General features: G+C 69.2%; 21 protein-coding genes and 4 tRNA genes. 9 read left to right on the forward strand and 16 right to left on the reverse strand.

The window, feature by feature from the left end:
• Nucleotides 1-44: 44 nt before the first annotated feature.
• The 13 genes from ruvB to thrS form a co-directional block, all read right to left on the reverse strand.
• Entirely contained in the window at nt 45-1133 is a 1089-nt protein-coding gene (ruvB, locus tag ACWIE7_RS07060) for a Holliday junction branch migration DNA helicase RuvB (RefSeq protein WP_454068872.1), read from the reverse strand.
• The gene (ruvA, locus tag ACWIE7_RS07065; RefSeq protein ID WP_452098945.1) at nt 1133-1735 is read right to left on the reverse strand and encodes a Holliday junction branch migration protein RuvA; all 603 of its coding nucleotides are present in this window, start codon (nt 1733-1735) and stop codon (nt 1133-1135) included. Before ruvA ends, ruvB begins: the two co-directional genes overlap by 1 nt.
• On the reverse strand, nt 1732-2391 hold the full coding sequence (gene ruvC, locus ACWIE7_RS07070) for a crossover junction endodeoxyribonuclease RuvC (RefSeq protein ID WP_452098946.1): 660 nt from the start codon (nt 2389-2391) through the stop codon (nt 1732-1734). Before ruvC ends, ruvA begins: the two co-directional genes overlap by 4 nt.
• 61 nt (nt 2392-2452) lie before the next feature.
• Nucleotides 2453-3205 carry a YebC/PmpR family DNA-binding transcriptional regulator gene (locus ACWIE7_RS07075; protein ID WP_452098947.1) on the reverse strand — a complete coding sequence of 251 codons (753 nt, stop codon included), beginning with the start codon at nt 3203-3205 and terminating at the stop codon, nt 2453-2455.
• Between the two features lie 84 nt (nt 3206-3289).
• Nucleotides 3290-3904, reverse strand: coding sequence for a pyridoxal 5'-phosphate synthase glutaminase subunit PdxT (pdxT, locus tag ACWIE7_RS07080; protein ID WP_454068873.1), 615 nt, complete (start codon nt 3902-3904; stop codon nt 3290-3292).
• On the reverse strand, nt 3901-4791 hold the full coding sequence (locus tag ACWIE7_RS07085) for an acyl-CoA thioesterase (protein ID WP_452098949.1): 891 nt from the start codon (nt 4789-4791) through the stop codon (nt 3901-3903). The genes pdxT and ACWIE7_RS07085 overlap by 4 nt, the downstream gene beginning before the upstream one ends.
• A 243-nt stretch (nt 4792-5034) precedes the next feature.
• Nucleotides 5035-5934 (reverse strand): pyridoxal 5'-phosphate synthase lyase subunit PdxS, encoded by a 900-nt coding sequence (gene pdxS / locus ACWIE7_RS07090; RefSeq protein ID WP_452098950.1) that lies wholly within the window; start codon nt 5932-5934, stop codon nt 5035-5037.
• Between the two features lie 117 nt (nt 5935-6051).
• Nucleotides 6052-6645: an NUDIX hydrolase gene (locus ACWIE7_RS07095; RefSeq protein WP_454058726.1), complete on the reverse strand. Its 594-nt coding sequence runs from the start codon at nt 6643-6645 to the stop codon at nt 6052-6054.
• On the reverse strand, nt 6635-7750 hold the full coding sequence (locus tag ACWIE7_RS07100) for a glycosyltransferase family 4 protein (RefSeq protein ID WP_452098952.1): 1116 nt from the start codon (nt 7748-7750) through the stop codon (nt 6635-6637). The genes ACWIE7_RS07095 and ACWIE7_RS07100 overlap by 11 nt, the downstream gene beginning before the upstream one ends.
• Before the next feature lie 7 nt (nt 7751-7757).
• The gene (locus ACWIE7_RS07105) at nt 7758-8666 is read right to left on the reverse strand and encodes a phosphatidylinositol mannoside acyltransferase (RefSeq protein WP_452098953.1); all 909 of its coding nucleotides are present in this window, start codon (nt 8664-8666) and stop codon (nt 7758-7760) included.
• Nucleotides 8663-9307, reverse strand: coding sequence for a phosphatidylinositol phosphate synthase (gene pgsA / locus ACWIE7_RS07110; protein ID WP_452098954.1), 645 nt, complete (start codon nt 9305-9307; stop codon nt 8663-8665). The genes ACWIE7_RS07105 and pgsA overlap by 4 nt, the downstream gene beginning before the upstream one ends.
• Nucleotides 9308-9322: 15 nt before the next feature.
• Complete coding sequence (locus ACWIE7_RS07115) at nt 9323-9904, reverse strand: HIT family protein (RefSeq protein ID WP_452098955.1); 582 nt, start codon at nt 9902-9904, stop codon at nt 9323-9325.
• Nucleotides 9901-11985 (reverse strand): threonine--tRNA ligase, encoded by a 2085-nt coding sequence (gene thrS, locus ACWIE7_RS07120; RefSeq protein ID WP_454068882.1) that lies wholly within the window; start codon nt 11983-11985, stop codon nt 9901-9903. The genes ACWIE7_RS07115 and thrS overlap by 4 nt, the downstream gene beginning before the upstream one ends.
• Before the next feature lie 155 nt (nt 11986-12140).
• Here thrS and ACWIE7_RS07125 point away from each other — a divergent pair, with 155 nt between their 5' ends.
• Nucleotides 12141-12803, forward strand: coding sequence for a DsbA family oxidoreductase (locus tag ACWIE7_RS07125; RefSeq protein ID WP_454068874.1), 663 nt, complete (start codon nt 12141-12143; stop codon nt 12801-12803).
• 84 nt (nt 12804-12887) lie between these two features.
• Here the strand turns inward: ACWIE7_RS07125 and ACWIE7_RS07130 are convergent.
• Nucleotides 12888-12962, reverse strand: a tRNA-Val gene (locus ACWIE7_RS07130).
• Nucleotides 12963-13341: 379 nt separating this feature from the next.
• On the opposite strand from ACWIE7_RS07130, the gene ACWIE7_RS07135 reads away from it, so the two are divergent.
• The 3 genes from ACWIE7_RS07135 to ACWIE7_RS07145 all read left to right on the forward strand — a co-directional run bounded on the left by ACWIE7_RS07135 (nt 13342) and on the right by ACWIE7_RS07145 (nt 13638).
• A tRNA-Gly gene (locus tag ACWIE7_RS07135) sits at nt 13342-13414 on the forward strand.
• Between the two features lie 50 nt (nt 13415-13464).
• Nucleotides 13465-13538 (forward strand) — tRNA-Cys (locus ACWIE7_RS07140).
• Between the two features lie 28 nt (nt 13539-13566).
• Nucleotides 13567-13638 (forward strand) — tRNA-Val (locus tag ACWIE7_RS07145).
• Nucleotides 13639-13727: 89 nt separating this feature from the next.
• Here ACWIE7_RS07145 and ACWIE7_RS07150 read toward each other — a convergent pair.
• A complete protein-coding gene (locus ACWIE7_RS07150; protein ID WP_454068883.1) occupies nt 13728-14132 on the reverse strand; it encodes a glycosyltransferase family 4 protein in 405 nt (134 codons plus the stop codon).
• On the opposite strand from ACWIE7_RS07150, the gene ACWIE7_RS07155 reads away from it, so the two are divergent.
• Nucleotides 14100-14633 (forward strand): N-acetyltransferase family protein, encoded by a 534-nt coding sequence (locus ACWIE7_RS07155; protein WP_454068875.1) that lies wholly within the window; start codon nt 14100-14102, stop codon nt 14631-14633. The genes ACWIE7_RS07150 and ACWIE7_RS07155 overlap by 33 nt on opposite strands.
• A gap of 38 nt (nt 14634-14671) precedes the next feature.
• Here the strand turns inward: ACWIE7_RS07155 and zapE are convergent, their stop codons facing one another.
• On the reverse strand, nt 14672-15688 hold the full coding sequence (gene zapE, locus ACWIE7_RS07160) for a cell division protein ZapE (RefSeq protein ID WP_454068876.1): 1017 nt from the start codon (nt 15686-15688) through the stop codon (nt 14672-14674).
• A 51-nt stretch (nt 15689-15739) separates the two neighbouring features.
• Between zapE and ACWIE7_RS07165 the strand changes: the two genes are divergently transcribed.
• From ACWIE7_RS07165 to msrB, 4 genes are read left to right on the forward strand one after another with little or no spacing between them, the layout of a single operon-like run.
• The gene (locus ACWIE7_RS07165; RefSeq protein WP_454058711.1) at nt 15740-16534 is read left to right on the forward strand and encodes a dihydrofolate reductase family protein; all 795 of its coding nucleotides are present in this window, start codon (nt 15740-15742) and stop codon (nt 16532-16534) included.
• Nucleotides 16531-18045, forward strand: a complete 1515-nt coding sequence (locus ACWIE7_RS07170; protein ID WP_452098974.1) for an alpha/beta hydrolase — start codon at nt 16531-16533, stop codon at nt 18043-18045. Before ACWIE7_RS07165 ends, ACWIE7_RS07170 begins: the two co-directional genes overlap by 4 nt.
• A gap of 53 nt (nt 18046-18098) precedes the next feature.
• Nucleotides 18099-19295: a glycosyltransferase family 87 protein gene (locus ACWIE7_RS07175; RefSeq protein WP_452098975.1), complete on the forward strand. Its 1197-nt coding sequence runs from the start codon at nt 18099-18101 to the stop codon at nt 19293-19295.
• Nucleotides 19296-19304: 9 nt separating this feature from the next.
• Nucleotides 19305-19739 carry a peptide-methionine (R)-S-oxide reductase MsrB gene (msrB, locus tag ACWIE7_RS07180; RefSeq protein WP_452098976.1) on the forward strand — a complete coding sequence of 145 codons (435 nt, stop codon included), beginning with the start codon at nt 19305-19307 and terminating at the stop codon, nt 19737-19739.
• Nucleotides 19740-19753: the final 14 nt, after the last annotated feature.

Genomic DNA, 19753 nt, shown 5'->3' on the forward strand with positions numbered 1-19753 from the left:
GTCCGGATGGCGGACGGTCTCGTCCGAGGATGCCAGCCGGGGGCTCACCGTGCCGAGTCGGGTCCCCCGTCGACCTCCATACGGAGCATGGGCTGCCCACTCCCCCGTTCCGGACGCGTCATGCCCAAGTGGTCCCACGCCGCCGCCGTTGCCACCCGGCCTCGTGGCGTGCGCGCGAGAAGGCCGGCCCGCACGAGAAACGGTTCACACACCTCTTCCAGCGTGGTGGCTTCCTCACCGACGGCTACGGCCAGTGTGCTCAGTCCGACCGGGCCGCCCTCGTGTTGGACCAGCAGGGCTCGCAGTACGGCCCTGTCCAACCTGTCGAGCCCCAGTTGGTCGACTTCGTAGACCTCCAGTGCCGCGCGGGCGACCGGGACGGTGATCCGGCCGTCGGCCCGCACCTCGGCGAAATCCCGGACTCGCCGCAACAGACGATTGGCGATTCGCGGTGTGCCCCGCGACCTGCCGGCCACCTCGAGCGCCGCATCGGGGTCGACCGGGATGGTCAGGATGTCAGCGGCCCGTGTCACGATCCGCGCCAGATCCTGATCGGTGTAGAAGTCCATGTGTGCGGTGAAACCGAACCGGTCACGAAGCGGCCCGGTCAGTGCGCCGGACCTGGTGGTGGCACCGACGAGGGTGAACGGCGCGATCTCGAGAGGAATCGAGGTGGCGCCCGGCCCCTTTCCCACCATGATGTCGATCCGAAAATCCTCCATCGCGAGATACAACATCTCTTCCGCGGGCCGGGCGATCCGATGGATCTCGTCGATGAACAGCACGTCGCCCTCGATGAGGTTCGAGAGCATGGCCGCGAGATCCCCGGGACGTTCCAACGCGGGGCCCGAGGTGATGCGGAGTGAGCCGCCGAGCTCCGCGGCGACGATCATCGCCAGGCTCGTCTTGCCCAGGCCGGGCGGGCCGGAGAACAGCAGATGATCCGGTACGACCCCACGCCGGGTAGCGGCGGTCAAGACCAGGTCCAGCTGCTCCCGGACCGTCTCCTGGCCGATGAACTCGCCGAGGTTTCGCGGGCGCAACGCCCCCTCGACATCCGTGTCGAACGGGGTGAGTGCAGCAGTGAGCCCTGACTCCGGCTCGCCACCCGATTCCTCGAAGGGACCCGTCATCAGCGTTTCCCGAGCGACTTGAGCGCCATCCGGAGGGCTTCTGCAGGACCCAGACCCGGATCGGAGGCCAACACCGCGGTGGCGGTCTTGTCCGCCTCTGCGGCGGAGAACCCCAGCCCTTCCAGCGCCTCGGCCACCTCGGTCGCGGCGGGGACCGCGCCACCGCTGCCGTCGGCCGAAGCCGCGCCCGCCTCGCCGGGAAGCGGCCCCACCTTGTCCTTGAGTTCGAGAACCATGCGTTCCGCTGTGCGTTTGCCGACGCCCGGGACGCGGGTGAGCGCCTTGACATCACCGGAGCCGAGTGCGCGGATCAACTCGTGCGGCTCGAGAGTGGCCAGGATCGCCAGCGCCAGTCGCGGCCCCACGCCGGACACGGTCTGAACAGTGAGGAACAGTCCCCTGGCCTCCACCGAGTCGAACCCGTAGAGCGTCAGCGAGTCCTCCCGCACCACGAGTTCGGTGTGGAGCATGCCCTCCGAACCGCGGCGCAACCCGGCGAGCGCCGCCGGTGTCGCGTGCACCAGGACCCCGACCCCGCCGGTCTCCACGACACAGCGATCCAGACCGATCTCGGCCACCGTTCCCCGGATCGAGGCGATCACCAGCGGACTCCCTTCGTTCGAGCCATCCCCCGGGCGGCTGCCCGGGCACGTTCCTGGTCCGCGGCGGATCCCCGGCCCCGGATCCCCCGCGACGCGGCCGACTCACGCGCCACCGCGACCTTCGCCTCGAAACCTGCGCGGGACCGCGCCACCTGCGCGTCCAGCGAGGCGACACGGCCCTGCATCGGAGCCCGCCAGCTGTGGCATACGGCCAACGCGAGCGCGTCCGCCGCGTCGGCCGGACTGGGCGGCTTCTGCAGTCCCAGGATCCGGGTGATCATCAGCGTCATCTGCTTCTTGTCCGCGCGCCCACTTCCGGTGATGGCGGCCTTGACCTCCGACGGTGTGTGGAATGCCACCGGGATGTCCCGGTAGGCGGCGGCGAGCGCGACCACGCCGGCGGCCTGCGCGGTGCCCATCGCCGTGGACACCTGGTTCTGTGCGAAGACCCTCTCGATCGCCACGACGTCCGGCTCGTGGACGTCCATCCACTCGTCGGCGACCGTGTGCACCGCCCGCAACCGCCGCTCGAGCGGCTCGTCCGCGGTCGTCCGCACCACGTCCACGTCCAATGCGGTGACAGCCCGACCCGGTGCGGTCTCGATCAGCGCGAGACCGCACCGGGTCAGCCCCGGGTCCACACCCATGACGCGCATAGCGCCCCCTCCACGACCGGCGGTAGAACCTACGTTCGAGACCCTACCAGCGGCACGGCCGTCAGGCGTCGAGGGCCGCCAGCACGTCGTCGGGGACGTCGATGTTGGTGAAGACGTTCTGGACGTCGTCCGAGTCCTCGAGCGCGTCGATGAGCCTGAACACCTTGCCGGCGCCGTCGGCGTCGACGGTCACCTCCACCGAAGCCCGGAAACCGGACTCGGCCGACTCGTAGTCGATTCCCGCGTCCTGGAGAGCGGTACGCACCTGGACGAGGTCGGTGGGCTCGCAGACCACTTCCCACTGCTCCCCGAGGTCGTTGACCTCCTCGGCGCCGGCCTCGAGGACCGCCATGAGCACGTCGTCCTCGGTCAGCTCGGCTTTGTCCAGCACGATCTCGCCCTTGCGCGCGAACAGGTACGCGACCGAGCCGGGATCGGCCAGGTTGCCGCCGTTGCGGGTCATGGCGACGCGCACCTCTCCCGCGGCGCGGTTGCGGTTGTCCGTCAGACACTCGATGAGCATGGCCACGCCGTTCGGGCCGTAGCCCTCGTACATGATGGTCTCCCACTCGGCGCCGCCCGCCTCCTCGCCGGCGCCGCGCTTGCGGGCGCGCTCGACGTTGTCCGCCGGGACGGAGTTCTTCTTCGCCTTCTGGATGGCGTCGAAGAGAGTCGGGTTGCCGGTCGGGTCGCCCCCGCCGGTGCGGGCCGCCACCTCGATGTTCTTGACCAGCTTGGCGAAGAGTTTGCCGCGCTTGGCGTCGATCGCCGCCTTCTTGTGCTTGGTGGTGGCCCACTTGGAATGGCCTGCCATGTGTTTCTCCGCCCTCCGGGGGTGTCTGGGTCCGGGGCCCGCATGTCCGCGGGCTCCGGCGCGAGGTCTCGCTGACCGCCCAGTCTACGAGGTCGCGGCCCGTACCATGTCGAGGAAGTACCTGTGTACCCGAACGTCGTCGGTGACCTCGGGGTGGAACGAGGTGGCCAGCGCGTTGCCCTGACGCACCGCGACCGCGTGGTCGCGTCCATCGGACGCCCGGACCCGGGCGAGTACCTCGACGCCGGGGCCGATGGTCTCGACCCACGGGGCACGGATGAACACCGTCCGCAGTGGTTCCGGCCCGAGGGGGTCGACGACGAGGTCGGCCTCGAAGGAATCCACCTGGCGGCCGAAGGCGTTCCGCCGGACGGTCATGTCGATGGCCGAGAACCAGGTGGCGTCGGCGCGGGTGTCCACGACGTGCGAGGCGAGCAGGATCATTCCGGCGCACGACCCGTATACGGGAATCCCGGCGCCGATCCTCTCGGCCACCGGTTCATACATCTGGTACACGTCGAGCAGTCGGCTCATGGTGGTCGACTCGCCACCCGGCAGGACGAGGCCGTCGACGGCGTCGAGCTCCGACTGCTTCCGGACCAAGATCGCGCGGGCGCCGACCTCCTCGAGATGGCGGATGTGCTCGATCACGGCGCCCTGGAGGGCGAGCACCCCGATCGTCGGTGCGGGCCGGCTCATTCGCCGGAGGCCGGGCCGTCCGACCCCTTCCCGCGGGACAGATCGACCGGGAATGACTGGGCGCCCGGCCGGAGGCGGCGGGACAGCCCTTCCTGGGTGACCGCAGCGACAAGGCGTCCCTGACGGTCGAAGATGCGGCCCTGGGTGAGCGTGCGCCCGCCGGAGGCGGAGGGGGACGTCTGGTCGTAGAGCAGCCAGTCATCCGCGCGGAAGGGACGCATGAACCACATGGCGTGGTCGAGGGACGCGTCCTGGGTGGGTTCGCCGGGGTGCGGGATCTTGGCGGAGCCCAGAAGGGTCATGTCGGACATGTACGCCAGGGTGCACACGTGGAAGTTGGGGTCGTCGGGCAGTGTGTCGACGCAGCGGAACCAGACCCGCTGCTGGGCGGCCAGCGACGAGAGGGTCTCCATGCGGTCCCGCGGCACGATGCGGATGTCCCACTGCGCCCACTCCTCGACGAACACCCGATGGGTCTCGTCGAGATCCTCGATCGTCGGAACGGCGATCTCCTCGGGATCGATCACCCGCGGCATCGAATCCTGGTGCTCGATGCCTTCCTGGGCGACGAGGTGGAACGACGCCGACATCGAGAAGATGGGCTCGCCCTCCTGGATCGCGGTGACCCGCCTGGTGGCGAAGCTGCGGCCGTCCCGTAGGCGGTCCACCTGGAAGACGGTGGGAACGTCGGGGATGCCGGGCCGGATGAAGTATCCGTGGAGTGAGTGGACGTGCTTGTCGTCTTCGACGGTGCGGACCGCCGCGGTCAGGGTCTGTCCTGCCACCTGCCCGCCGAAGGTGCGTTGGAGGTTCGTGGTGATCGCCGGGCCCCGGTAGAGGTCGCGGTCGATGCGCTCGATGTCGAGGATGTCCTCGATCTTGTTCACGACCGCTCACCCGCGCTTCCCGGGGAGCCGGCGCGGTTCGGGCGGACGGTCGATCGCGAGCCCGCCGCCGGGCGACGGGACCGGACCCGGGGCAGGGTCCACAGGGGGGCTGCATGCATGGACAGATCCTAGCGCTGCGGGTACGCACCGCGGTCACGTGTGTCCCGGAGACGAGATCACCCCGGTGGCTCCGGGATTCGGAGCCACCGGGGTGGTTCTGCGCGCACACTCAGCCGGAGCTGATCACCAGCCGCGCTCGGCGAGCCGGTGCGGCTCGGGGATCTCGTCGACGTTGATGCCGACCATGGCCTCACCGAGACCACGCGAGATGTCGGCGAGCACCTTCGGATCATCGAAGGAGGTGGTGGCCTTGACGATGGCCTTCGCCCGCTCGGAGGGGTTGCCGGACTTGAAGATGCCGGAGCCCACGAACACACCCTCGGCGCCGAGCTGCATCATCATCGCGGCATCGGCCGGGGTGGCGATACCGCCGGCGGTGAACAGCACCACGGGCAGCTTGCCGGTCTCGGCGACCTCCTTGACGAGCTCGTACGGCGCCTGGAGCTCCTTGGCGGCCACGTACAGCTCGTCGGCGGGCAGCGACTGCAGCCGGCGGATCTCACCGCGGATGGTGCGCATGTGGGTGGTGGCGTTGGAGACGTCACCGGTACCGGCCTCGCCCTTGGAGCGGATCATGGCCGCGCCCTCGGTGATGCGACGCAGTGCCTCGCCGAGGTTGGTGGCGCCACAGACGAACGGCACCTCGAAGTCGAACTTGTCGATGTGGTTGGTGTAGTCGGCCGGGGTCAGTACCTCGGACTCGTCGACGAAGTCCACGCCGAGCGCCTGCAGGACCTGCGCCTCGACGAAGTGGCCGATGCGGGCCTTGGCCATGACCGGGATGGAGACGGCCTCGATGATGCCGTCGATCAGGTCGGGGTCGCTCATCCGCGCCACGCCACCCTGGGCGCGGATGTCGGCGGGAACACGCTCGAGGGCCATGACGGCCACCGCGCCGGCGTCCTCGGCGATCTTGGCCTGCTCGGCGGTGACGACGTCCATGATGACGCCGCCCTTGAGCATCTCGGCCATGCCCCGCTTGACGCGTGCGGTTCCGGTGGTGTTCTCGCTCGACTCGCTCACGAATAGGCCTTCCTGGCTCAGACGACGTGTGATAGACGTCCAGTGTAGGTTGCCCTCACCCGGACTCTCCAACCGCCGCCCTGGCCGGCTCCCGCTCGTTGACCCGGCCGCCTCGCCTCACCCCACTGGTGCCGGTGCATCGACCAGTTCCACATAGTCGGGCATCGGCGCGTGACCGGCGAGCCGGAGCAACCGGACGAGGGTCTGCTCGCGCAGGCTCCGTGTGTCCCGGACCGCGTCGTTGTAGAAGCGCCGCGCCATCGCGACGCGGTCGGTGACGTCGTCGAGCTCGGCTTCCAGGTCGTCGGGCAGCGCGGCCGTCTCGAGCCCCGCGAGGATCACGCCGAGTCTGTTCTCCGCCAGCTCGGCATCTGGCGAGGAGCCGACGAGGTCGTCGTCACGTGCCGGGCGTCGGCGGTCGGGAGCCGGGGCGGGATCGACGCCGACCACCTCGCCCGGGAGGTGCGAGCGCGCGTCCGCCAGTGCTCGGGTCAACCGCTCCGCGCCGGCCGGGTCCCGGGCCGCGAGGTCCCGCGCGACAGCCGCACCGACGGTGTGACGGCGTTCGAGGACCCCGATGAGAGACGCCCGCGCGAGGTCGGTGCGGATATGGAGACGGTCCAGGCGGTGCGCGGTCAGGTAGGCGCCGAGCAATGCGGCGAGGACGAGGACGGCGACGACGACGAGAAGCACCACGAGCTCAACGGACACGGATCGTCTCCCCCGGCCCGCGGATCGTCTCGTACACCCGGATCACCCTGTCCGCGACGACAGGCCAGTCGTAGTCCCGCACAGCGACGCTGCCCTGCGCACGCAGGTCCGCGCGGCGGTCGTCGTCGACCAGCACGCGCGTCAGGGCCTCCCCGAGGGCTTCCGGGTCGCCGACGGTCGCGAGCTCACCGCATCCGCCGTCCCGCAGGACCCGGCGAAACGCGTCGAGGTCGGATGCCACGACCGCGGTACCGGCCGCCATGGCCTCGACGAGAACGATCCCGAAGCTCTCCCCGCCGAGGTTGGGTGCGCAGTAGACGTCGGCGGCGGCCAGGACCGCGGCCTTACGGGCGTCGTCCACGCGACCGAGGAAGTCCACGGACATACCTCGGGGAAGGCGTTCCCGTAACGCCTTCTCGTCCCCGTCCCCCATGACGCGCAGACGCAGGTCTGGAACCGAGTCGAGAACATTCGGCAGCGCGGCGACCAGGACGTCCATGCCCTTTCTGGGCTCGTCGTAGCGGCCGAGGAATGCGATGGTGGGCACGTTTGCGTACTCCGCCGACGCGTCGACCCCGGCGAAGGCGCCCACATCGACACCGTTGGGGATCTCGACCGCGTCCGAGCCGAGCGCCTCGATCTGCCAGCGCCGGGCCAGTGCCGAGACCGCGATCCGTCCGCGGACCTTCTCCAGCAGCGGCGCGAGCACCGCGTCGGAGGCCTCGAGGATCATCGAACTGGTGGTGGAGGTGTGGAACGTGGCGGTGATGGGGCCCGAGGCCATGGCCAGGGCGAACATCCCGACCCCGGGCGCGTTGGGTTCGTGGATGTGCAGCACGTCCAGCGGTGCCTCGCGCAGCCAGTTGCGGGTCGCCCGCCACGACGCCGGGCCGAAGCTCAGGCGTGCCACCGAGCCGTTGTACGGGATCGCCACCCCGGGCCCTGTGAGTGTCATCCCGGGGGCAGGGGCGTTCTCCGGCCGACCCGGTGCGAGGATCCGGACGTCGTGCCCGCGGCGGCGAAGCTCCTGGGACAGGTCCACCACGTGGGCCTGGACGCCACCGGGCGCGTCGAACGAATACGGGCAGATCATGCCGATGCGCACGGTCGGATCAGCCCTCGAGCTTTTCTCGACGCTCGGCCGACAGGTCGTCGAGCCACAGCGGCTGGAGCATGTGCCAGTCCGCGGGGTGGAGCGCGATTCCCTCGGCGAACGTGTCCGCCATGGCCTGCACGCCCGCCTCGACTCCCCCGGACACGTCGATCGGCGGGGTGATCCGCACGCGCATCGTGTCCTCGTCCTCGTACCAGAAGTGGGCCACTAGCAGCGGGGCTCCGGTCTCCACAGCGAGTTTGGCAGCTCCCGCGGGCATCCGGGTCTCCTCGCCGAAGAACGTCACGGGTACGCCGGTGTGCCGTAGATCCCGTTCGCCGGGAAGACACACGATCCCGCCCTCGGCGAGGTACGCCTTCAGCGCCTCGAGAGGCGGAACTGGCCCCCCGGAATGCGGATAGATGGTGAAGCCCAAACCCTCCCGATACTCCAGGAATCGCTGGTAGAGCGACTCCGGCTTGAGCCTCTCAGCGACTGTGGCGAATCCGCCGTAGCGGCGAGCCAGCCACGTACCACCGAGATCCCAGTTCGCCGCGTGCGGAAGTGCCACCACGACCCCTCGCCCGAGAGCGAGGGCGTCGTCGATGTGCTCCACACCGGAGATGGTTCGGTCCATCTCCTGCGCCACCGCCTCACGGTCCATGGACGGCAGTCGGAACGCCTCACGCCAATAACGAGCGTAGGACCGCATCGAGTCCCGGATCAGCTCGTCCGGGACGTCGGCGGGGGGTACGCCGAGGACGCGGGCGAGGTTCTTGCGCAACTGCGAATCGGGGCGCTGCCGGCGAGCCGCGAGATCCGCGCCCGCGCGGAACAGCCCTCGGGAGAGCCCCTCCGGCAGAGCCCGGACGACCGCCCAGCCGGCGGCATAACCGTAATCGGAGAGCGTCTGGCCCACCCGGCTCATCGGTCACCGACCGAGGCCGCGCCCTTGTCCGCCACCCGGGACAGGTAGTCGGCACGGCCACCCAGGACACGCTGGATGACCGTGATGAGGCTGCCCAGCGCGACCACCGTGACCGCCACCTCGAGGGCCCACGGGACGCCGAGTCCCTCGAGCCCTGCGCCGACGAGGACGATCACCAGCCGGTCCGCCCGTTCCATCAGCCCGCCCGGGGTGCGCAGGTCGCCCGCATCCGCCCGGGCCTTGGAGTACGAGACCACCTGAGACAGGACCATGCAGGCCAGCAGCATGACCAGGGCGAACCGGTTGGTCGGCTCGGTGTCGACGACCCACCACACGAGGGCACCGAGGATCACGCCGTCCGCCACCCGGTCGGACACCGCGTCGACGAGCGCGCCGTACGGCGAGCCGCCGTCGCCGGCCCGCGCGACGGCCCCGTCGACCAGATCGAACAGGGTGCATAGGCCGATCACGATCGCGCCCGCGAACAGATGGCCGGTGCCGAAGAACCCCACCGCCGCAGCGCAGGTCAGGACCAGGCCCGTGAGCGTGATCCCGTTGGCCGTAACGCCGATGCGTACCAGGAAGGCGGCGACGGGGTGCGCCACCTTCGTCACCCCGGACCGTCCGTACTCGCTGAGCATTCTTCTCCCCGCTTCTCAGGTGTGGCCGGGCCCGGAAGGCGTCGTGGTCCACGCGTCAGCGAGCAGCTGACGGGTCTGCTTGAGCAACTGCGGCAACACCTTCGTACCACCGGTCACGGTGATGAAGTTGGCGTCGCCGATCCATCGTGGCACGACATGTTGATGCAGGTGTTCGGAGAGCGAGCCCCCGGCGGCGCTGCCGAGATTCAGCCCCACGTTGAACGAGTCCGGATTCGACACGGCCTTGATGACGCGGAGCAGATGCTGGGTGAACGACATGAGCTCGCGGGCCTCGTCGTCGTCGAGATCCTCCAGGTCAGCCACCTTGCGGTACGGCACCACCATCGAGTGCCCCGGGTTGTACGGGTACAGGTTCAGGACGACGTACACGTGCTCGCCCCGGGCGACCACCAACCCGTCCTCGTCGCTCATTTGCGGAATATCCAGGAACGGCTCCCCGGTCATCCCCTCGGCGGGCTCCGGCCGGGTCTCGGCGATGTAGGACATCCGGTAGGGCGTCCACAGCAACTGGAGACGGTCCTCGCCCACGCCGTACTGGCGGTAGGTCCCGGTGGATACCGGACCGCCGCCCGTCACAACCGCTCCGCGGTCGGGGCGTCGTTACGCTGCGACGAGACCCAGTGCTGGATCTTGTCCATCGCGGCGTTGCGCGAGACTCCGTTGAGCTGCGTGCCATCCGGGAACCGGAAACTCACTGCGCCGGCCTCGACATCACGGTCGCCGGCCAGCAACATGAACGGCACCTTGCCGGTCGTGTGGTTGCGGATCTTCTTCTGCATCCGCTCGTCGGAGGTGTCCAGCTCGGCCCTGATTCCCCGGCCACGCAGCTCGTCGATGATGTCCTCGAGGTGCTTCTCGTGCGCATCCGCGACGGGGATGCCCACCACCTGCACGGGCGCGAGCCACGCCGGGAACAGTCCGGCGTAGTGCTCGAGCAGCACCGCGAAGAACCGCTCGATCGATCCGAAGAGCGCACGGTGGATCATCACCGGGCGCTTCTTGGTGCCGTCGGCGGCGTTGTAGGTCAGGTCGAACAGCTCCGGCAGGTTGAAGTCCAGCTGCACCGTCGACATCTGCCAGGTGCGGCCGATCGCGTCGCGGGCCTGCACCGAGATCTTGGGGCCGTAGAACGCCGCCCCGCCCGGATCCGGCACGAGCTCGAGGCCGGAGTTCGTGGCCACGCGCTCAAGGGTCTCGGTGGCCCGCTCCCAGAGCTCATCGCCGCCGACGTACTTCTCGGGGTCCTTGGTGGACAGCTCGAGATAGAAGTCGTCCAACCCGTAGTCGCGCAGCAGGGAGATGATGAACGAGAGCACCGAGGCGATCTCGCCTTCCATCTGCTCCTCGGTGCAGTAGATGTGGGCGTCGTCCTGCGTGAATCCGCGGGCGCGGGTCAGGCCGTGGATCACCCCGGACTTCTCGTAGCGGTACACCGTGCCGAACTCGAACATCCGCAGCGGCAGCTCGCGGTACGAACGGCCCCGCGAGTCGAAGACGAGATTGTGCATCGGGCAGTTCATGGGCTTGACGTAGTAGTCCTGCCCCGGCTTGGTCTCGTTGCCGTCCGCGTCGTACTCCGCGTCCACGATCATGGGCGGGAACATGCCCTCGGCGTACCAGCTCAGGTGCTGGGACTTGCGGAACAGGTCGCCCTTGGTCATGTGCGGGGTGTTGACGAGCGAATAACCCGCAGCGAGGTGCCGCTTGAGGGAGTGCTGCTCCATCTCGTTGCGGATGATTCCGCCGCGCGGGTGGAACACCGGGAAGCCCGAACCGATCTCGTCGGGGAAGCTGAACAGATCCAGCTCCGTGCCCAATCGCCGGTGGTCGCGCTTCTCGGCCTCGGCGAGGCGGTCGAGGTAGGCGTCCATCGCCTCGGTGCTCTCCCAAGCGGTGCCGTAGATGCGCTGGAGGCCTGCCTTGCTCTGGTCCCCGCGCCAGTAGGCCGCCGATGAGCGGGTGAGCGTGAACGCCGGGATGAACTTGGTGGTGGGCGTGTGCGGGCCGCGGCACAGGTCCGACCAGATGACCTCACCGGTGCGCGGGTTCAGGTTGTCGTAGGCGGTCAGCGCGCCGGCGCCGACCTCCATGATCTCGGAATCCGCCAGGGCCTCGGCTCCCTCGGAATCGCCGGCATCCGCGCGCCCCTTGTCCTCGACGAGCTCGAGCTTGTACGGCTCCCCGGCCAACTCCGCGCGGGCCTCGTCGAGCGAGGCGTACTCACGACGGGAGAAGCGCTGGCCGGCCTTGATGATCTTCTTCATCCGCTTCTCGAGGTCCTTGAGGTCCTCGGGGGTGAACGGCTCGGTCACGTCGAAGTCGTAATAGAAGCCGTTCGCGATCGGCGGACCGATGCCGAGCTTGGCCTCCGGGAACTTGTCCTGAACGGCCTGCGCGAGCACGTGGGCACAGGAGTGGCGGATCACCGAACGGCCGTCCTCGGAATCGGCGCGGACCAGTTCGACCTCGGTGTCCGCCTCCGGCGCCCAGGACAGGTCGCGAAGCGCGTTCTCAGAATCCCGGACCACAACGATTGTCTCGGGGCCGCTCCTGGACTGCAGCTCACGCTCGGCGAGGATCTTCCCGGCCGGCTCCCCCGCCGGGATGACGGTGGTCACGGTCGCCGCACCCGTCACGTCGACATCGGCTTCCGGCATGCGGTTCTCGGACACGGGGGCGATCTCCTCGGCAGTGGACGTCGGGCGGCTTGAGCCACCCGGGCTGACATCCCGGAACGCGGACGCACCGGGGCCGGTCCATGCTACCCGGGCTGTCACGGTATCCCGGATCATCATGAGGTGTTGCACCCGACATGCGCATCGATATCTGGTCCGACGTCATCTGCCCCTTCTGCTGGATCGGGAAACGCCACCTGGAGCAGGCGCTGGAGTCGTTCCGGGGCGGCCACCCGGACGTTCCGGTCGAGGTGGTGTGGCGTGCGTACGAACTCGACCCCGCGTCGCCGACACTCACGGCGGGCCAGCGGGGCGAGAGCAGTGCGCAGATGCTCTCCCGCAAGTACGGGACGCCACTGGCCGACGCGGAGACCGGGCAGGAGCAGATGGCCGAACGCTTTCGCGATCTCGGCTTGGAGTTCGACTGGCGGTCTGCACAGATCTGTTCGACGTTCGACGCCCATCGACTCTCCGCGCTCGCCAGCCGGCACGACCGCTCGGACGTTGTCGACGAAGCAGTGCGCCGCGCCCACTTCACCGCGGGACTGGCGGTTTCGGATCCGGATGTCCTCCGACGTATCGGGATCGAGGCCGGCCTCCCCTCGGACGAACTCGACGCCCTGCTCAGCGGAGAGGACTACGCCGATCAGGTCCGGAAGGACATCGAGACCGCCCGCGAGATCGGCGTGCGGGGCGTGCCGTTCTTCGTCCTCGACGGTCGGCTCGCGGTGAGTGGGGCTCAGCCCGTCGAGGTGTTCTCCCGGGCGCTCGAACAGGCACTGGCGGGCAACGAGTCCTGACCAGACGGAGGCGGCGGGCGAAAGCGAGTCCGCGAAACCGACGAACCCCTCCCGGGCTGACCGGGAGGGGTTCGGTGACTTGGGTGGTGGTCCTAACTGGGTTCGAACCAGTGACCTCTCCGGTGTGAACGGAGCGCTCTTCCGCTGAGCTATAGGACCGCACTGTGTCGAGGCGTTCCCGCCGTGGCACTCGAACACTGTAGCAAGCGTGATCCCGGACCCCAATTCGACCCCGTGATGCCGCGACTGTCCGGGTTCGGCAGCCCATCCGGTGCCCGGCCCGTGGCGCCCGGTACGTGCCCTCCGACGGGCCCACGGCTGGCGCCTGCCGCTCGCCACGCCTGTAGTGGAAGTGCACCGAGCGTCGCACGCACCCCGGCCTTCGGGAGACCCACGCGTTCATGACCACAAAACAGCGCACATCTGCTGTTTTTGCAGTTCACACCCCATATCCGGCCCCCGATTTGTGTTCTTCATCCGGGGTCGGCTAATGTTCTTTCTCGCAGCCCGGAGCGCCTACAGCGAACCGGAACGCAGTGCGGATGTGGCGCAGCTGGTAGCGCATCACCTTGCCAAGGTGAGGGTCGCGGGTTCGAATCCCGTCATCCGCTCGGAGGGATCGAGGAGTCAGGTTGTCCTCACCAGGCTCGATACCTTTTGCGGTGGAGTGGCCGAGTGGTGAGGCAGCGGCCTGCAAAGCCGTCAACACGGGTTCGATTCCCGTCTCCACCTCCACGTCGGAGTGATCCGGCAGGAGATACCCGCGCGATTAGCTCAGCGGGAGAGCGCTTCCCTGACACGGAAGAGGTCACTGGTTCAATCCCAGTATCGCGCACCGCGCAGAACGCCCCGGCTCAGCCCGGGGCGTTCGTCATTTCTCGACAACGGGCGGATTCTGGCGTCAGCGCCCCGTCGTCGCGGGCGTCAGCGCCCCGTAAGCGCCCCGGCCATCGCCGGCAGGGTCATCTCGATGTCATGCTCCTGCGCCGCCCGCGCGCGACCGCGCTCGGCCATCAACTCCCTCCGTGCCGGGTCGGCGATCAACTCCGACAGCGCATTCGCGAGACCTTCGGGATCCCCGGGGGCGACGAGGACCCCGATGCCCTCACGGAGGTACTCCGCCGCTCCCCCGTGATCGGTGGCGACCACCGGCAGCCCCGCGGCCATACACTCGAGAACCCCGAGCGGGCCCGCCTCGGGAAGAACTGACGCCGAGACCGCGATGGCCCACCGGTCGAGCACCTGCCTGCGGTCGACGTGCCCGAGGAACCGGACCCGGCCCCTAGGATTGTGGCCGTGACAGTCTCCGTTCGCCCCGCGTGCCCCGATGACGTGCCCGCCCTCGCCGACCTCGCTGCACGGACGTTCCCCCTGGCGTGCCCGCCTGGGTTGGCCGCGGCCGCCATCGACGCCTTCGTCGCCGAGAACCTCAGCGAGGCGGCCTTCGCCGAATACCTCCGGACCCCCGGGCATACGGTGCTGGTCGGGCTCGACAAGGATGGCGAGGTAAGGGCATATGCATTGCTCGTCAACGGTACGGGGATGGATCCGGAGTGCGCGTCGGTGCTCACGGGCCTGTCCACGGTCGGGGTGAGCAAGTTCTACGTCGACCCGGCATTGCACGGCCTGGGCGTGGCCGGGGTCCTGCTCGACGCCGCGGTCGCCACAGCGCGGCAGGCCGGTGCATCAAGTCTCTGGCTGGCGACGAACGTCGACAACGCCCGGGCCCGGGCGTTCTACGTCAGGAACGGCTTCGCCGAGCGCGGGACACGCGTCTTCACCGTCGGCGGCACTGAGAACAACGACGTGGTGCTGGAGAAGCCCCTGTAGGAAGTGGTGTCCGAAAAGCCCGTGCAGGACGGCCCCGTTCAGCCGCCGACAGTGTCGAAACGGGAGAGCGCGAGCAGTCGAGAGGTGGCCCGTAGGTACTTCTTTCGGTAACCGCCGGTCACCATCTCGTCAGTGAAGATCGCATCGAGCTTCATCCCGGAGTTTCGTACGGGGATACCGGCGTCGTAGAGACGGTCTGCGAGAACCACCAGTCGTAGCGCGATGGACTGGTCCGGGAGCGGCTTGACCCCGCTCAGACACACGCGGTTGACCCCGTCCACGAGCCGGTTGTACTTGGACGGGTGCAGGGTCGCGAGGTGCCGGCACAGCGCGTCGAAATCGTCCAGGGTCGCTCCCGGTGCCGCCGCGGCATCGGCGGCGAGTGCCTCGTCGGACATCGGCTCGGGAGCCGGCGGCAGGTTGCGGTGCCGGTAGTCCGGGCCGTCGACGCGGATCGAATCGAAGATGCCGGACATCTTGCGGATCTCCCGCATGAAGTCCTTGGCCGCGAACCGGCCCTCCCCCAGCTGTTCGGGAAGGGTGTTGGACGTGGCGGCGACGCTCACGCCGGCAGCGGTCAACTCCGCGAGAAGGCGCGAGACCAGCATCGTGTCACCGGGATCGTCCAGCTCGAACTCGTCGATGCACAGGACGGAATGTCCGGACAGTTCCTCGACCGCCCGGTTGAAACCGAGCGCGCCGACCACATGCGTCAGCTCCACGAACGTCCCGAACGCCTTGGGTGCGGGACAGTCGTGGTAGATCGAGGTCAGCAGGTGGGTCTTGCCCACGCCGAACCCACCGTCCAGGTAGATGCCCGTCCCCTGCACGACCTTCGGACGACGGCCGAAGAACCCCTTCTTGGGCGCCCGACGCGCGGTGACGGTCTCGGCGAACTCGCGACACGCCTTGACCGCCGCGGCCTGCGAAGGCTGGGCCGGGTCGGGAATGTACGAATCGAAACTCACGTCGTCGAACATCGTCGGCGGCACCATCTGGGCCACTAGCTGATCGGCGGGAACCACCGGGGTGACGTCTACGAGGCGGGAGACCATGAGCAGAGCCTATCGTGGGGGAACCCCACGTCAGAATGGAGGACATCCGAGGTGCACAGCACGCGACCCGCCGTGTTCGACGACGACCCCGCGGCCCTGGATGTCCTGTGGCACGCGTTGCATCCCGAGCCAGGCGGCCCGGATGTCCGGATTCGCGCGGTGATGATCTCCTCGGTGGACGGAACCACCGCCGTCGACGGACGAAGCGGGCCGCTGGGGACGCCCACCGACCGCCTGGTCTACGACGCGATGCGCGCACGCGCCGACGTCGTGCTGGTCGGCTCCGGAACCGCCCTCGCAGAGGGCTACGGCCCCGCCCGGATCGCGAGTGCCTGGGCGGGCCGTAGGTCACGTCCGGCCCCGCCGGTCCTCGTCGTCACCCGTTCGATTCCCGGCGAGTTGATCGCGCAGTGTTGCTCGGCCGGCGGCGGACTGGAGATCGCGGCCGCCGCCACCACCCCACGGGATCGGGTCGACGCCGCCCGCGAGGCGGGTGTGACGGTCCACGTCATGCCCGACGGGCCCTATGCAGAGGCACTGCGCACACTCCTTCGTGACCTCGGAGCGGGCGAGGTCGCGTTCGAAGGTGGCCCTCGCCTGCTCGGGGAGTTCCTGACACAGGGCCTGGTCGATGAACTCGTGCTCTCGCTGGCACCGGAGGTCGTCGTGGGCGGCCGGGGTCCGGGGCTGGTGAACGCGGACGAGCCCCGGCGCGTACCGATGCGGGTGGTGACCGCGTTCACATGCCCCCGGGGCGGTCTCTACACCCGGTGGGTCGTCGATCACGCCCCGACGGATGTCGGGCGCACCGACAGCGTTGATCGGACGAACGAGGCGAACGGATGAGGCACACACGAGCGGGTCGACTGGTCACCGCCGGACTGACGGTTCTCTTCCTGGCCGCGACGTCGTGCGCACCGCTGCCGGCCACCGGCCCACGGCTGGCCACCGGCGACGACCCCCGCTCGAACGGCGGGACGGGAACCGACGGCAGCGGCCCACCGGAACGGCCGGAGTGGCTCGCCCCGGAGTCCGAACCCGAGTGGGTGAACTGCGGCGATCGCGGAATCAGCGGGATCCCGGACACAGTGACCGCCCGGTGCGGACTCGCCGGGCAATCACCCTCGATCCGTCTGTCGTCGACTGCCACGCCGGACGACGCGGCACCTCTCGTCGTCGTCGCCGGCCCCGAGACCCCCGCATCGGAGCTGGCTCCCCGCCTGGTCTCCTCCGGTACCGAGTTGGTCGACAGTCGGCCGCTCGTCGTCGTCGACCACCGGGGCCGCACCGACGCCGCAGGCGCGTGTCTGACATTCGCGGCGCGACGGACCCTCGACGGCCTCGCCGATGCCGGGGCCGACCCCGGCTCGCCCGAGCTCCGCGGCGAGCTGGCCGACGCCTCCCAGTCGTGCACGGACGAACTCCAGGGGCGCGAACTCGACTACGGCGCCGTGGGCGCGGCGCAGGACCTCGAGGTACTCCGCCAGCACTGGGACGTGCCGGGTCTGGCGATCCTCGGCATCGGGGCAGGCGCGCAGACCGCGCTGGCCTACTCCTCCACCCACCCCGACAGGTTGTCGCTCCTCGCGCTGGACTCCCCGGCGCCGGACGACGGCGATCAGGAGGGCACCGCCCGGGCCGCCCTCGCCGGATCGGATGCCGCCCTCCGGCTGTGGGCATCCTCGTGCACCCGGCCCGAATGCGGACCCGGCGACGCCGACCAGAAGGTCGAGGCGGTCTCCGCCGCGCTCGACAGGGCGCAGGAACCCCTCGCTGACATCCCTGCAGCGCTGCTCTCGGACGTTGTCCGCTCCGCGCTGGGCGATCTGTCCGGCGCCTCCGCGCCCGAGCCCTCCGGCGGTGACATCATCCTCGGCGACCTCATCGCCGCCGGGCCCGGAGAAACTCCCGAGAGCGTGCGGGGGCGGGCCGAGACGCTGAGTCGGTCCTCCCTCCCCTACGTCGCCGGCTGTTCCGACCTGTCGCAACGAGTTCCCGTCAGCCGGGTCGACGAACTCGAGGCGGAATGGGCCGACACCCCGCCGTTCGGAGAGATCCTCGCCGCCCAGCTCTCCGCGTGCTCCACCTGGCCCGTCCCGGCCCCGATGCCGCTACAGGTCCCGCCCACGGTTCCGGTTCTCCTGCTGGCGGGTATCGCCGATCCCGTCGCCGGCGCCGCCTACCTCGAACCGACCGCGGGCCGACTCACCGCTGCCGGCGCCACCGAGGTCCGCACCGTCAGCTGGGGGGCTCCCGGTTCAGCGGTGATGCTGCACTCCGGCTGTGCGCGAGAGGCGGTGACGACCTTCCTCGACGACCCGGCGGCAGCCGAGAAATCCACCGCCTGTCCGTCCTGACGAACCGGAGTGCCTCACCCGGGGGCAGGGGCCCGGGCGGTAGCCTCCTCAGCGTGCCGCTGCCCACCCGAAGCTCGACGACCGTGCCCCGCATCCTCGCCAATGTCCTCTGGCCACTGGCGGTCATGACGGTGATCCACCGTGTCCTGATCAGGGCCGTCAACGGCGCGATCACCAACGATTTCGCCACGGTGTACGCCGCCACCCGGCGCTTCCTTGCGGGCGAGCCCGTCTACTCCGAGAACCTGCTCACCGTGCAGCCGCACTACCTGTACGCCCCGAGTGGGACGTTGCTCCTGTCGCCATTCGGGGTGATCGACAACTACACGATCTCCAGGTGGCTGTTCATCCTCATCAACACCGCGGCAATCATCGCCGCATTGTGGCTGCTCATGAGGATGTTCGACCTCGACGTGAAGTCGTTCGCCGCCCCCGCGATCCTCCTCGCGGCGTTCAGCACCGAAGCGGTGACCAACACGCTGGTGTTCACGAACATCAACGGCGTGATCTTCCTCTGCCAGGCCGCGTTCCTGTACCTGTTGCACACGCGGCGTCTCTGGTGGGCAGGTGTCGCGATGGGGCTGTCGCTGGCCGTCAAACCGATGCTCGCCCCGCTGCTGGTACTGCCGTTGATCCGTAAGCAGTGGCAGCCGTTCGTGGGCGCGCTGGCCATCCCCGCGGCCGCGATGGCGGCGGGATGGGCGCTGACGGTCGACGCCTCCCGGTACCTCGACACCACCATGCCGTACATGGGGCAGGTGCGTGATTACTACAACAGCTCGATCGCCGGTCTCGGCGTCTACTACGGCATTCCCGAGCCGCTGATCCTGGTCGCCCGGATCCTGGTCGTCGCGGCGACCCTGCTCGCGGTGTGGCTGCTGCTGGACTACCGGCACAACAACGAGGTGCTGTGGCTGGCCACCACCTCGGGAGTCGTCCTGGCCGGGGTATTCCTCGTGTCCACGCTCGGCCAGATGTACTACTCCATGATGCTGATCCCGCTCATGCTCACCGTGGTCCTCAAAGGGTCCCTGGTGCGGACCTGGCCCGCCTGGCTGGCGGCGTACGCGTTCTTCTTCCCGGACAACTGGGAGTCCGTGCGCTGGCCCTACTACGGCCGGGTCATGGAGTTCGCGCACCCGACGCTGGGCTGGCTCCTCATCCTCGCCACGATCCTGGTCGTGCTCCTGTGGCGCCGCGCGGCCCCGGGCCGGCACGAGCGGATCGCACCCGCCGCCACGTCGGCGTAGCCTGCGGTCATGAGCGAGTCCACCGATACCAACGCCCCGCAGCCGAACTTCACCCTCGACGACGCCGAGTGGCGCCGCCGGCTGACCCCCGACGAGTATCAGGTCCTGCGCCGGGCGGGCACCGAGCGGCCCTTCACCGGCGAGTACAACGACACCAAGACCGAGGGCGTCTACCGCTGCCGCGGCTGCGGCGCCGAACTGTTCCGTAGCGAGGGCAAGTTCGAGTCCAGCTGCGGTTGGCCGTCGTTCTTCACCCCGCTCGCCGGCGACTCGGTGATCGAGCGCGTCGACGACTCCATGGGGATGCGCCGGATCGAGGTGCTGTGCGCGAACTGCCACGGCCATCTCGGGCACGTCTTCGAGGGCGAGGGCTACCCCACCCCGACCGACCTGCGCTACTGCATCAATTCCCTCAGCCTGACGCTCGAGCCGACACAGAACTGATCCGCGCCCGCGCG

The sequence above is a fragment of the Dietzia sp. NPDC055343 genome (genome assembly GCF_053645265.1).

Excerpts from the sequence above, each read along its gene's own strand:
- zapE (WP_454068876.1), bottom strand. The coding sequence starts at position 15,688 with ATGGTCTCCCGCCTCGTAGACGTCACCCCGGTGGTTCCCGCCGATCAG.
- ACWIE7_RS07075 (WP_452098947.1), bottom strand. The coding sequence starts at position 3,205 with ATGGCAGGCCATTCCAAGTGGGCCACCACCAAGCACAAGAAGGCGGCG.
- ruvB (WP_454068872.1), bottom strand. The coding sequence starts at position 1,133 with ATGACGGGTCCCTTCGAGGAATCGGGTGGCGAGCCGGAGTCAGGGCTC.
- ruvC (WP_452098946.1), bottom strand. The coding sequence starts at position 2,391 with ATGCGCGTCATGGGTGTGGACCCGGGGCTGACCCGGTGCGGTCTCGCG.
- msrB (WP_452098976.1), top strand. The coding sequence starts at position 19,305 with ATGAGCGAGTCCACCGATACCAACGCCCCGCAGCCGAACTTCACCCTC.
- thrS (WP_454068882.1), bottom strand. The coding sequence starts at position 11,985 with ATGCCGGAAGCCGATGTCGACGTGACGGGTGCGGCGACCGTGACCACC.
- pdxT (WP_454068873.1), bottom strand. The coding sequence starts at position 3,904 with ATGAGCCGGCCCGCACCGACGATCGGGGTGCTCGCCCTCCAGGGCGCC.
- ACWIE7_RS07170 (WP_452098974.1), top strand. The coding sequence starts at position 16,531 with ATGAGGCACACACGAGCGGGTCGACTGGTCACCGCCGGACTGACGGTT.
- ACWIE7_RS07105 (WP_452098953.1), bottom strand. The coding sequence starts at position 8,666 with ATGAGCCGGGTGGGCCAGACGCTCTCCGATTACGGTTATGCCGCCGGC.
- pgsA (WP_452098954.1), bottom strand. The coding sequence starts at position 9,307 with ATGCTCAGCGAGTACGGACGGTCCGGGGTGACGAAGGTGGCGCACCCC.
- ACWIE7_RS07125 (WP_454068874.1), top strand. The coding sequence starts at position 12,141 with ATGCGCATCGATATCTGGTCCGACGTCATCTGCCCCTTCTGCTGGATC.